Annotated in this window: 12 protein-coding genes and 1 tRNA gene; 11 read left to right on the plus strand and 2 right to left on the minus strand. The window is 67.8% G+C overall.

The genetic code is table 11. The annotated features are described in order from the left end of the window. Window positions 1-97: 97 nt before the first annotated feature. From LV780_RS12980 to purU, 9 genes are all read left to right on the plus strand, one after another. A tRNA-Lys gene (locus LV780_RS12980) sits at window positions 98-172 on the plus strand. A gap of 105 nt (window positions 173-277) precedes the next feature. Further along, window positions 278-1,924: an alpha-amylase family protein gene (locus LV780_RS12985; RefSeq protein ID WP_108221328.1), complete on the plus strand. Its 1,647-nt coding sequence runs from the start codon at window positions 278-280 to the stop codon at window positions 1,922-1,924. A 96-nt stretch (window positions 1,925-2,020) separates the two neighbouring features. Beyond that, window positions 2,021-2,302, plus strand: coding sequence for a hypothetical protein (locus LV780_RS12990; RefSeq protein ID WP_233863823.1), 282 nt, complete (start codon window positions 2,021-2,023; stop codon window positions 2,300-2,302). A 130-nt stretch (window positions 2,303-2,432) separates the two neighbouring features. After that, window positions 2,433-3,212, plus strand: coding sequence for a DUF72 domain-containing protein (locus LV780_RS12995; protein ID WP_108221327.1), 780 nt, complete (start codon window positions 2,433-2,435; stop codon window positions 3,210-3,212). Between the two features lie 150 nt (window positions 3,213-3,362). Further along, complete coding sequence (locus LV780_RS13000) at window positions 3,363-4,373, plus strand: ABC transporter substrate-binding protein (RefSeq protein WP_011909920.1); 1,011 nt, start codon at window positions 3,363-3,365, stop codon at window positions 4,371-4,373. Window positions 4,374-4,424: 51 nt separating this feature from the next. Next, window positions 4,425-5,213, plus strand: coding sequence for an ABC transporter ATP-binding protein (locus LV780_RS13005; protein WP_011909919.1), 789 nt, complete (start codon window positions 4,425-4,427; stop codon window positions 5,211-5,213). Next, window positions 5,213-5,977 (plus strand): ABC transporter permease, encoded by a 765-nt coding sequence (locus LV780_RS13010; RefSeq protein WP_101341387.1) that lies wholly within the window; start codon window positions 5,213-5,215, stop codon window positions 5,975-5,977. Before LV780_RS13005 ends, LV780_RS13010 begins: the two co-directional genes overlap by 1 nt. 101 nt (window positions 5,978-6,078) lie before the next feature. After that, window positions 6,079-7,461 carry a hypotaurine--pyruvate aminotransferase Tpa gene (tpa, locus tag LV780_RS13015; protein ID WP_011909917.1) on the plus strand — a complete coding sequence of 461 codons (1,383 nt, stop codon included), beginning with the start codon at window positions 6,079-6,081 and terminating at the stop codon, window positions 7,459-7,461. Window positions 7,462-7,597: 136 nt separating this feature from the next. Next, window positions 7,598-8,482: a formyltetrahydrofolate deformylase gene (purU, locus tag LV780_RS13020; protein WP_011909916.1), complete on the plus strand. Its 885-nt coding sequence runs from the start codon at window positions 7,598-7,600 to the stop codon at window positions 8,480-8,482. A 69-nt stretch (window positions 8,483-8,551) separates the two neighbouring features. Here purU and LV780_RS13025 read toward each other — a convergent pair whose 3' ends face one another. After that, window positions 8,552-10,177 carry an MFS transporter gene (locus tag LV780_RS13025; RefSeq protein WP_101341389.1) on the minus strand — a complete coding sequence of 542 codons (1,626 nt, stop codon included), beginning with the start codon at window positions 10,175-10,177 and terminating at the stop codon, window positions 8,552-8,554. A 175-nt stretch (window positions 10,178-10,352) separates the two neighbouring features. Here LV780_RS13025 and LV780_RS13030 point away from each other — a divergent pair, with 175 nt between their 5' ends. Then, a complete protein-coding gene (locus LV780_RS13030) occupies window positions 10,353-11,387 on the plus strand; it encodes a DNA topoisomerase IB (protein WP_108221326.1) in 1,035 nt (344 codons plus the stop codon). Window positions 11,388-11,454: 67 nt separating this feature from the next. Here the strand turns inward: LV780_RS13030 and LV780_RS13035 are convergent, their stop codons facing one another. Further along, window positions 11,455-11,640, minus strand: a complete 186-nt coding sequence (locus LV780_RS13035) for a DUF3008 family protein (RefSeq protein WP_011909912.1) — start codon at window positions 11,638-11,640, stop codon at window positions 11,455-11,457. A gap of 210 nt (window positions 11,641-11,850) precedes the next feature. Between LV780_RS13035 and LV780_RS13040 the strand changes: the two genes are divergently transcribed. Beyond that, entirely contained in the window at window positions 11,851-12,375 is a 525-nt protein-coding gene (locus tag LV780_RS13040; RefSeq protein ID WP_108221325.1) for a DUF4142 domain-containing protein, read from the plus strand. The last annotated feature ends 217 nt before the right edge of the window (window positions 12,376-12,592 follow it).

Raw genomic sequence — 12,592 nt, forward strand, 5'->3', positions numbered from 1 at the left:
TCTTTCTTCACGATTGGCCCTTGACCCCCCGGAGCCGGTTGCGTAGAGAGCGGCGCAGTCAGGAACGACGGTCGTACCGCCGCTTCCGACATGGTGAGGGCGGGTAGCTCAGTGGTAGAGCAGCTGACTTTTAATCAGCTGGTCGTGGGTTCGATACCCACCCCGCTCACCATTTCTTCCAGAACAGTCTGAGGGTTGCCGGGAACCTCCTGCGCGCGGCCCGCGTTCTCTTCCGTAAAGAAGCGGAGGTTTTCATGCGTGTTCGGGCAGGCTGAGGATGGATATCAGCCGCACGAGTGATGTCTGGTGGAAGAACGCGGTCTTCTACTGCCTTGATGTCGAGACATTCCAGGACAGCAACGGTGACGGAGTCGGCGACTTTGCCGGCTTGACCCGGCGGCTCGACCATCTGGACCGCCTTGGCGTGAGCTGTATCTGGCTGATGCCCTTCTACCCGAGCCCCAACCACGACGACGGCTACGATGTGACCGACTATTACGCCGTCGATCCGCGGCTCGGCACGATGGGCGATCTCGTGGAGTTTCTTCGGAGCGCACGGGATCGCGGGATGCGAGTCATCGCCGACCTTGTCGTGAACCACACCTCGCGCGAGCATCCCTGGTTTCAGGCGGCGCGCTCGGATCCGGCCTCGCCCTACCACGACTGGTATGTCTGGCGCGACGAGAAGCCCGAGGAGGACGCCTCGTCGCTGATCTTCCCGGGCGAGGAAGACAGCAGCTGGAGCTGGGACCCGAAGGCCCGGAAATACTACCTGCACCGCTTCTACAGCCACCAGCCCGACCTCAATGTCGAGAACCCCGCGGTGCGGGACGAGATCCGCCGCATCGTCGGCTTCTGGCTGCAGCTCGGCCTGTCGGGATTTCGGGTGGACGCCGTGCCCTTCCTGCTCGAGCAGATGTCCACCGAGGACAAGGGCTTTGCGCCCCACCGCTGGCTGCGCGACCTGCGCGCCTTCATCAACCGGCGCTCAGGCGAGGCGGTGCTGCTGGGCGAGGTGAACCTCGACTATCCCGACGTGCGGCGCTTCTTCGGCGACGAGGACGGCGACGAGCTGCACATGTGTCTCGACTTCAACCTCAATCAGGCCATGGCGCTGGCGCTGGCGCGCGAAGATGCGGGGCCGATCGTGCACGGGCTGCGCCACATGCCCGAGCTGGCGCCGGATGACGGCTGGGCGCATTTCCTGCGCAACCATGACGAATGGTCGCTCGACAAGCTGACCGAGGCCGAGCGTCAGGAGGTCTTTGCCAGCTTCGGGCCGGATCCCGACATGCAGCTCTTCGGGCGCGGGCTGCGCCGGCGGATGCCGACGATGCTCAAGGGTAACGAGGCGCGGATGCGGATGGCCTATGCGCTGATGACCTCGATGCCGGGGGCGCCGGTGCTCTTCTACGGGGAAGAGATCGGCATGGCCGAGAACCTCGACATCCCCGGTCGTCTCGCGGTGCGGGCGCCGATGCAGTGGGAGAGCGGGCACAACGGCGGCTTCTCGCCCGCGCCGGCCGACAGGCTGTTGCGCCCGGTGGTGTCCGAGGGCCGCTGGTCCCCTGCCCGCGTCAACGTCGCCGAGCAGCAGGACCGGCCGGATTCGTTCTTCAAGTTCATGGAGCAGCTCATGCGGCGGCGGCGGGAATGTCCCGAGATCGCCTTCGGCACCCATGCCGTCCTGCCGATGGCCGAGGCCCCCGTCTTCGCCATCCGCCATGACTGGCAGGATCGGACACTGATCGCGCTCGCGAACCTGGGCAGCCAGGAGCAGACCGTGACCTGTTCCCTCTCCGACATCGACTCGATCGGCACGCTCCGCCCGATCCTCGGCAGCGGCAAGATCTCGGTGAAGAAGACCGAACTGACGGTCGAACTCGAGGGCTACGGCCTCCGCTGGGTCCGGTTCGAGGTCTGACCGCCACGGAGGCAGGGCTGGGGTCGCCGGGAACATCGGCCCGTGCCCCCGGTTTCGCTCTGACGGCGCCCGGAACGGCGCCGAAGTGAGGAACCTATGGCACATGCGGACAAGAAGCACTTCGGTCAGGGCGTGCAGGGCAAGGGCGACGGCGCAGGAGCCGAGGCCGACATGACCGAGATCCCGGCGAACTCGGTGCTGTCCAACCGCGACAAGCGCGGCAGGCACGGCAGCCCCGGTGCCGCGCACGAAAACGCCAAGGAGCCGCCGGAGGTCACGAAGCCGCCCGCCGACAGCGACGAGCGCCACCACAGCAAGGTGTCGGGCGGAGGCGGCGAGAAGGATCGCCACCACACGCACGACCCCGACCGCAAGTGAGGCGGCAGGGACGGGCGCGCGGGCGCGGATCGCTCTGCGCCCGTTCGCATCCGTGCCGCATCCCGGCCACGCTGCGCGGGCCCAACCCCTGCCCCAGCACGAGCCGCCATCCTTCGGAGGCAAGCGACAGATGATCCGCGCAGGCATCGGCGGCTGGGTTTACCCGCCGTGGAGGGGCAGCTTCTATCCCGCGGGCCTTCCGCAAAAGCGCGAGCTGGAGCACGCCGCGCGCCGCCTTACCACCATCGAGATCAACGGCACCTACTACCGCTCGCAGAAGCCCGACAGCTTCGCGCGCTGGCACGACGAGGTGCCCGAAGATTTCATCTTCGCGCTGAAGGCCCCGCGCTTTGCCACCAACCGCAAACGTCTTGCCGAGGCGGGCGAGTCGGTCTCCCGGTTCCTCGACAGCGGCCTCCTGCGGCTGGGCGACAAGCTCGGGCCGATCAACTGGCAGTTCCTTCCCACCAAGGCCTTCGACCGGCAGGATTTCGCGGCCTTCCTCGCCCTGCTGCCGCCCGAGCATCGGGGCCGGCGCCTGCGCCATGCCGTCGAGGTCCGGCACGACAGCTTCCGCGATCCCGCCTTTGTCGAGATGGCCGCCGAAAGGGGCGTGGCGGTGGTCCTGGCGGGCGACAGCGAGCACCCCCAGATCGCGGACCAGACCGCCGACTTTGCCTATCTGCGCCTCATGGGCACCCGCGAGGGAGAGCCCGAGGGCTACCCGCCCGACCTGCTCGACCGCTGGGCCGAGCGCGCCCGCAGCCTCGAGGCCGGTCGTGCGCCCGAAGGCCTCTCTCGCCTCGCGCAGACCGGCTCGCGCCCGTGCGAGGTCTTTCTCTATGTGATCTCCGGCTTCAAGGCAGCGAATCCGGTGGCGGCCGAGGCGCTGATCCGTCGCACCTCCTGAACAAGCCGCCCGCCGTGCAGGCAAACCATCGACATCTGCAGTCTTTTTGGGCACCTTGGGCCATGTGCTGTCCGCCGGACGGGTGCCCGCCTTGCACCTGCGCCACAGGAGGGCAGCTTCGCTTGTGATTTCGCGCATGAGGAGAGAGTGATGTTCCGCGCCTCCGCCGCCGCCCTTGCCGCGGCCCTTACCGTCACTGCCGCCACGGCCGGGGCCGAGACCGCGATGCCCTTCGCGCTCGACTGGAAGTTCGAGGGCCCCGCGGCGCCCTACTTCGTGGCCCTCGACGAAGGCCATTTCGCCGCCGAGGATCTCTCGGTGCAGATCTCCGAGGGGGCGGGTTCGCTCGACGCCATTCCGAAGGTCGCGACCGGCGCCTTTCCGGTGGGGTTTGCCGACATCAACAGCCTGATGAAGTTCCTCGACCAGAACCCCGGCGCGCCGGTGATCGCCGCCATGATGATCTATGACAAGCCCCCCTTCGCGGTGGTGGGGCGAAAGTCGCAGGGGATCGAGGCGCCGAAGGATCTCGAGGGCCGCAAGCTCGGCGCGCCGCCGCCCGATGGCGCCTGGGCGCAGTTCCCGATCTTTGCCGCCGAGAACGGTCTCGACATGGCCGCCATCACGGTCGAGCCGGTGGGCTTCCCCACGCGCGAGCCGATGCTGGCCGAGGGTCAGGTCGATGCGGTGACGGGCTTCTCCTTCTCGTCCACGCTCAACCTGATCCGGCTGGGCGTGCCCGAGGACGACATCTCGACCCTGCTGATGGCTGATCATGGCGTGGCGCTCTATGGCAATGCGATCATCGTCAACACCGACTTCGCCGAGGCCAATCCCGAGGCGGTGACCGGCTTCCTGCGCGCCGTGGCCAAGGGCTGGAAGGACAGCGTCGCCGATCCCGAGGCCGCCATCGCCGCGCTGATCCAGCGCAACCCGGCGGCCGATGCCGCGCTGGAAGAGCGCCGGCTGCAGATGTCGATCGCGGACAATGTCGTGACCGACTGGGTGAAGGCCAACGGCATGGGCAACATCGACCCGGACCGGATGGCGCGCGCCATCGAGCAGACGAAATCCGTCTATGAGTTCCAGAACGCGCCCGATGCCGCGCTCTATTTCGATCCGCAGTGGCTGCCCGCCGACGGCAGCCTGACCTTCGAGTGACCTTCGAATGATCGGGGACGCCGCCCGGCGTCCCTCCCTGCCGGAAAGCGCATGGCCAATCTCATCGACATCAGGGGCGTGACCCACGCCTATCGGACGCCGCTCGGCCCGCTGCCGGTGCTGGAGGATCTGAACATCGCCGTTCCCGAAGGCGAGTTCTGCGCCGTCGTGGGCCCCTCGGGCTGCGGCAAGTCCACCCTCACACGGCTGGTGGCGGGGCTGATGAAGCCCGACCGCGGCGAGGTCTGGCTGCATGGCGAGCGCGTGACCTCGCCGCGCCGGACGGTGGGGATGGCGTTCCAGAACCCGGTGCTGCTCGAATGGCGCACGATCCTCGAGAACGTGATCCTGCCCCTCGAGATCGTGGCCCCGCGGATGCCACGCAAGGACCGGGTGGACCGCGCGATGGCGCTGCTGGAAATGGTGGGCCTCAAGGGCTTCGAGGCCAAGCGCCCGAGCCAGCTTTCGGGGGGGATGCGCCAGCGCGCCTCACTCTGCCGCGCGATCGTGCACAAGCCCGACGTGCTGATCATGGATGAGCCCTTCGGCGCGCTCGACAATTTCACCCGCGAGGATCTGTGGCAGACGATGCGCGACCTGCGCGCCGCCGAGCCCTTCACCTGCGTGCTGATCACCCACGACCTGCGCGAGAGCGTCTTCCTCGGCGATCAGGTGATCGTGCTGTCGGGCCGCCCGGCCAGCACCCAGTTCATCCTGAACGTGGGCCTGCCCGCCGACCGGCGCATCGACGTCCTCTACACGCCCGAGGCGACCGACATGCTGCACATCCTGCGCGACCAGATCCGCATCGCGCAGGGGCGCGAGGGGGAGGTGCACTGATGGAAGTCGCCCGCAAGATCGGCGTGCCCCTCGCCGCGATCCTGATGTTCCTCGCGCTCTGGGAGGGGATCGTCTGGTGGAACGGCTGGCCCAACTACAAGATGGCCTCGCCCTCGGACCTGCCGCCCGCCTACGCCCGCTACTGGGAGCTGTTCCTGACGATGGGCTGGCAGACGCTGTGGCGGACGGTGGCGGGCCTCGGGCTCGCCGTCCTGTTCGGCACGCTTCTGGGCATGGTGATGGGCTTCTCGCGCATCGCCCGCGACGGGCTCTATCCGCTGCTGGTAGGCTTCAACGCCATTCCCAAGGCCACGCTGGTGCCGGTGCTGGCGCTGATCTTCATCGGCCAGCACGATTTCAACACCGTGCTGATGGCCTTCCTGATCTCGTTCTTCCCGATCGCGGTCTCGGTCGGCATCGGCCTTTCCACGCTCGAGCCGGAATACCGCGACATCCTCCGGTCGCTCGGCGCCTCGAAGCTCACGATCTTCTGGAAGATCGCCCTGCCCAAGACCCTGCCCGAGTTCTTCGGCGCGCTGAAGGTCTCGGTCACGCTCGCCTTCATCGGCACGAACCTCGTCGAGATCGTCAGCCCGCACGGTCGCGGCCTCGGCGCGCTCTTCAAGTCGGGCGAGACGAACGGCGACTATCCCCTGATGTTCGCCGTCCTCATCGCGCTCGCCTTCCTCGGGATCCTGCTCTACTACGCCGTGGTCGCGCTCGAGCGGATCTTCGCCGGCTGGGCCGAGCGTCCGCAGCACTGACATTCACGAAGCGCGAAATGCACAGGCCGGCTCAACCGGCCTGTTGCCTTTTCAGCGGATCGCCCCTCAAACTCGACCGGACACACCGACAGGGAGCACGGATGATGGAAGGCTTGGCACAGGCGAACGACCTCAGCGAGGTCATCGAGGCCGACCGCGCGCACATGTGGCACCACCTGAGCCAGCACAAGCAGTATGAGACGGTCGATCCCCGGATCATCGTCGAAGGCAAGGGCATGCGCGTCTGGGACGCGGCGGGCAAGGAGTATCTCGACGCGGTCTCGGGCGGCGTCTGGACGGTCAACGTGGGCTATGGCCGCGAGAGCATCGCCAACGCCGTGCGCGACCAGCTGATCCGCATGAACTATTTCGCCCATTCCGCGGGCTCGATCCCGGCCTCGCTCTTCTCGAAGCGGCTGATCGAGAAGATGCCGGGCCTCTCGCGCGTCTATTATTCGAACTCGGGCTCCGAGGCGAACGAGAAGGTCTACAAGATGGTGCGCCAGATCTCGCACCGGCACCACGGCGGGCGCAAGAACAAGATCCTGTTCCGCGAACGCGACTACCACGGCACCACGATCACCGCGCTCGCCACCTCCGGCCAGCCCCAGCGCGCCGAGCAGTACGGCCCCCTGACGCCGGGCTTCGTGATGGTCCCGCACTGCCTCGAATACCGCAAGCAATGGGACGTCGAGAACTACGGCGAGCGGGCGGCCGACGCGATCGAAGAGGTGATCCTGCGCGAGGGCCCCGACACGATCGGCGCGCTCTGCCTCGAGCCTGTGACGGCGGGCGGCGGCGTGATCGTGCCCCCGGCCGGCTACTGGGAGCGGGTGCAGGAGATCTGCCGGAAATACGAGATCCTTCTGCACATCGACGAGGTGGTCTGCGGTCTCGGCCGCACCGGTACCTGGTTCGGCTACCAGAACTTCGGGGTGAAGCCCGATTTCGTGACCATGGCCAAGGGCGTGGCCTCGGGCTACGCCGCCATCTCCTGCACGGTCACGACCGAGGCCGTGTTCGAGATGTTCAAGGACAACCCGGACGATCCGATGAGCTACTTCCGCGACATCTCGACCTTCGGCGGCTGCACCGCAGGGCCGGTCGCGGCGCTCGAGAACATGCGGATCATCGAGGAGGAGGGCCTTCTCGAGAACACGCTGAAGATGGGCGCGCGCGTGATCGCGAACCTCACCGCGCTGCAGGAGAAGCACGCCGTGATCGGTGACGTGCGCGGCAAGGGCCTGTTCTGCGGGGCGGAACTGGTGGCCGACCGGGCCACGAAGGAGCCGATGGACGAAAGGCGCGTGGCGGCCGTGGTGGCCGACGTGAACGCACAGGGCGTCATCATCGGCATGACCAACCGAAGCCTGCCGGGCTTCAACAACACGCTCTGCCTGTCTCCGGCGCTGATCGCCACGCCCGACGACATCGACCAGATCACGGATGCGATCGACCGCGCCCTGACCCGCGTCTTCGGCTGAAACAGCGGCGCCCGGGGCATGGCCTCGGGCGCCTGCGACCCGATGTCAGATTTCGCGTTTCGCACGTCGCTTTGTGATGTGCCGTGCGGGCCTCGGCGCTATAGCCCCTTCGGAAAGACCAATCCGAGGGAGCCCCATGTCGAAGTTCGTCCTCACCGTCACCTGCCCGACCCGCCGGGGCATCGTCGCCGCCATCTCGAACTTCCTCGCCGACAATGGCTGCAACATCACCGACTCGGCGCAGTTCGACGATCAGGAAACCGGGCGCTTCTTCATGCGCGTGGGCTTCCAGTCCGAGACCGGCGCCACCCTTGATGCGCTGAACGACAGCTTCGCCCGCATCGCCCCGGACTTCGAGATGGGCTGGCAGATCTTCGACAGCTCCCGGAAACTCAAGGTCCTGCTGATGGTGTCGAACTTCGGCCACTGCCTGAACGACCTGCTCTACCGTTGGCGGATCGGGGCGCTGCCGATCGAGATCGTGGGCGTCGTCTCGAACCACCTGACCTACCAGAAGCTCGTGGTGAACCACGACATTCCCTTCCACCTCATCCGGGTCACGAAGGAGAACAAGCCCGACGCCGAGGCGCGCCTGCTTGCGCTGGTGGAAGAGACGGGCGCCGAACTGGTGGTCCTCGCCCGCTACATGCAGGTCCTGTCGGATTCCTTCTGCGAACGGATGTCGGGCCGGATCATCAACATTCACCATTCCTTCCTGCCCTCCTTCAAGGGCGCGAACCCCTACAAGCAGGCCTACCAGCGCGGCGTGAAGCTGATCGGGGCCACGGCCCATTATGTCACCGCCGACCTCGACGAAGGCCCGATCATCGAGCAGGATACGGTCCGCATCACCCACGCCCAGAGCCCGGACGATTATGTGAGCCTCGGCCGCGACGTGGAAGCCTCGGTGCTCGCCCGCGCGATCCACGCCCACATCCACCACCGGGTCTTCCTGAACGGCAACAAGACGGTGGTCTTTCCCGCCTCGCCCGGCGCCCACGCCTCCGAACGCATGGGCTGAGCCGCCCGAAAGCCTGCCCCTTTCACTCTGCCCAAATATCCCGGGGGTGCGGGGGCAGCGCCCCCGCTCTCAGGTCAGCTCCTCGGGCTTCAGCGGCAGATCGTCGTGCAGCGGCACCGTCTGGCGCTCGATCATCCGGCGGACGCGCGGCTTGCCCGGCCCCTCATGCAGCGCCAACAGCCGGTCGGTCACCTCGGCATCCGCCTTCGTCCGCCGCTCGTGGTGGCGCAGATATTCGGCCCAGGTGGCCACATGATAGCTTTCGGCCCAGATCCCGGGCCGTTCCAGATCCCGCAGCAGCACCCACTGCCGGGCCCCGTCCCGGATCCGGATCCGGCGCCGGTCGGCCATCGCGGCGAGGAACGGCTCCACATTCTCCGGTGCGACATCATATTCCACCGTCACCATGATCGGGCCCGACCGCGTCCTCAGATCGACCGGCAGCTTCGGCTCGACAAAGCGGCCGAGCGGATCGAGGTCCTCCATCCCGAAGGCGGGCAACGGCATCCGCAGGCCAACGATCGCCCCCACCACCAGCACGGCCGCGGCGCCGAACAGCGCCTGGGCCACGCCGCCCGCCTCGGCGGCCTGACCCCAGAGGAAGCTGCCCGCTGCCATCCCGCCGAAGGTCGCCGTCTGATAGAGCGCAAGGGCTCGCCCGACGACCCACCGCGGAGTCGCCAGCTGCACGCTCACATTGAAGAGCGACAGCGCCAGCACCCAGGCCGCACCGGCCGGCAACAGCATCAGCCCCGACAGCCAGAGGTCCCGCGAAAGGCCGAGGCCCACCAGCGCCGCCGCAAAGAGCAGGAAGCCCGCGCGCACGATGGTCTCGTTCTGGAACCGTTCGCGCAGGCGGGCACCGGCAAAGGCCCCGCCGATCGCCCCCACCCCGAAGCAGCCCAGCAGCGCCCCGTAGGTGAAGGCGCCCCCGGCCACCAGGTCGCGGGCCACGATGGGCAGAAGCGCAAGCAGGCTGACCGCGGCCAGTCCGAAGAGAAAGCCCCGGAACAGCACCTTCAGCAGCACCGGCGACATCGAGACATAGCGCAGACCCGCCGCGACGGCCGATCCCAGCGCCTCGCGCGGAAGGCGGCGCGGCGCATAGTCCGGCCGCCAGAAGAACAGCGCGAGGACCAGCGGCAGGTAGCTCGCCGCATTGATTGCAAAGGCTGCGGCCGCGCCGCCGGCGGCGACGATCAGCCCGCCCAGCGCCGGCCCGACGCTGCGCATCAGGTTGAAGCCCATGCTGTTGAGCGCGACCGCCGACGGCAGGTCCGCACGCGGGACGATATCTCCGACCGAGGCCTGCCATGAGGGATTGTGCAGCGCCACCCCCACGCCGATCAGGAAGGTGAAGGTCAGCAGCAGCCAGGGCGTGAGCAGCCCGGCAAAGGCCGCAAATGCCAGCGCCGCCGAGACGGTCAGCATGAACAGCTGCGCCGTCAGCATGAGGCGCCGCCGGTTCAGGCTGTCGGCCAGGGCGCCCGACGGCAGCGAGAAGAGCATGATCGGCAGCGTGGTCGAGGCCTGCACCAGCGCCACCATTCCCGCGGAATGGGTGAGTTCCGTCATCATCCAGCCTGCGCCCACGGCCTGCACCAGCCCGCCGAAGTTCGAGACGATGCTCGCCATCCACAGGTTGCGGTAGGTCGGAAGGCGGAAGGGCGCGAGGGGTGAGACACGGTCGGGCAAGGGACAACCTTCTGTCGGGCCGGCTGCCCAATGGGTAGGGCGCGCGGGCGCGGCTGGCAAGGGATGCCCCGAAGGCCGCCCGAAATCCTCCGACAACGCCGGGAACCGGCACCCGTTCCGCCGGTTGACCGCGACGGCCTGCCCAGGGACCAGGGCCGCGACAGGAGGACGGAAGGTGAAGGACGGCTGCGTTCTCGTCGAAATGGCGGACGGCACCCAGGCATCGGTGCCCCGCGGTCTCGTCTATGTCACCGACTCCGCGCCCGGCATCACGCGGCGCCGCTGCGGACGGGGGTTTGTCTATCGCGGCCCCGACGGTCGGATTCTCGGGCGCGAAGAGCGGGCACGGATCCTGAAGCTGGGGGTGCCGCCCGCCTACGAGAAGGTCTGGATCTGCCCGCTCGAGAACGGGCACCTTCAGGCGACCGGGTTCGACGCGCGCGGCCGCAAGCAGTATCGCTACCACCCCGACTGGGGAAGCTGGCGATCCCAGGCAAAATACGCCCTGCTGCCCGCCTTCGGCGAGGCGCTGCCACGGCTGCGCCGCCGCGTGTCGCACGACCTCAAGGCCGAGGCCGGCGAGCTTGCCTTTTCGCTGGCCGCCCTCACCATGCTGATCGACCGGACCTGGCTGCGCGTCGGAAGTTCGGCCTACGCCGAAGCGAACCGCACCTTCGGCGCCACCACGCTCCTCTCCCGCCATGTGAAGCTTCGCGAGGGCGAGGTCCGCCTCGACTTCCGCGCCAAGGGGGGCAAGCGCGTGCGGCAGGTGCTGAAGGACCGCCGCCTGCACCGCATCCTGCAGGAGATCGAGGATCTCCCCGGCCGCAACCTCTTCACCTGGATCGACGAGGAAGGTCAGGTCCGCCGCGTGGCCTCGCACCATGTGAACGACTATCTGGTCGAAGCCACCGAGCTTCCCGGCGCGAGCGCCAAGACCTTCCGCACCTGGGGCGGGTCGCTCGCGGCCTTCGGTCTGGCCCGCGCCACAGAAGGGCGGCTGACCGTGAAGATGATGGCCGAGGCCGCAGCCGAGCGGCTGCACAACACGCCCACGATCAGCCGCACCTCCTACATCCATCCCCGCATTCTCGGCCTCGCGGACCTGAAGCCCGAGGACAGGCGGGACCAGCTCGCCGCGATGGAGCCGACCGATCTGGCCGAACTGCGCCGCGAAGAGCGGATCATGCTGGGCTTCCTGCGCTCCTGATCGCCCACAAAGGCAAACGGCGCCGCGCCGGGGAGCGACGGCGCGGCGCGGGCCTCGGACAAGCGGATCAGCCGGACTTGTGCTCCGGCTTGCCCTTCCGCGGTGTCGAGGCCATTTCCTCGAGCTGGCTCTCGGACATGGATTTTTCCATGCTTCTTGACGCGCCTTTCAGCTCGGTCTTCTTCGTGTCACCGCGCTTCGCCGACAGGGCTGCTCCGGCAGCCTTCTGCTGAGCCTTGGATCTGGCTGGCATGACGAGACCTCGGATTGCGTCGATGGGGTGGAAGGCGGCCGGTTCGCGGGGGCAACGGCGTCGCGCCGGCCTTGTTCCAGAGGGCGGCGGCCCCTGCGGGACAGCCTCGGCGGACAGCCGCCGACCGTGCCCCCGTCGGAACCGAGCGTCACGGCAGCGGTTGAGCCGGACAAGAGCGGGAATGACTCGAAGAACTGCCGGAGCCTGAAGATGAGACTTGTGCCGATGGCCCTTGGGGCCCTGCTGCTTGCCACGCCGGTGGCCTTCTCGCAGTCCGATGCGATAGGGCCGCCGCTCGTCGTCGTGGACAATGCCGAAGTCTTCGCCGGAATGGCGGTGTCCACCGCGCTCTTCAGCGTTGAGGCCAGCGAAACCGCCCTCCAGCGCACGCGGAACGAGCAGGTCCGTGCCTTTGCCGAGAAGGTGCTGGCCGAACGCCGCGCCACGGCGGAGCGGCTTGTGAAGGCGGCCGAACAGGACAGCCTGTCCCTCAATGCCCGCATGTCGCCCCGTCACGAGGCCGAGGCCCAGACGCTGCGCGCCGCCAATGACCAGTTGTTCGATGACCTCTATCTCGCGGGCCAGCGCCGCGCCATGGATGAGGAGGTGACACTCTATCAGGGGTTTGCCACGGCGGGTCAGGCGGGCGCCCTTAGAGACACCGCCGGTGAACTGCTTCCGGGCATGGTTGCAGGCCAGGAAGAGGTGCGCGCCCTGACGTCACCCTCCGGCTGAGACGGCCAGGATCCTGAAATGGAGGGCCCCACCCCAGAGGGGCCCTCCATCCACCCCACATGCTCCCATCCGGCACCACATGTGTCTCTGAAGGTCCCCGGGCGTCCTGCCCTGATGAGGTCAAGTTAGCGCGGCGAGCGGCGCTGCGCAAAGGCGAAGCTTCCGGTATTCGAGTCGAATGCAAGCGGCCATCCGGCAGCGAGCGCCCGTTCTTCCC

The sequence above is a fragment of the Cereibacter azotoformans genome, assembly GCF_021391315.1.
Lineage (GTDB): Bacteria > Pseudomonadota > Alphaproteobacteria > Rhodobacterales > Rhodobacteraceae > Cereibacter_A > Cereibacter_A azotoformans.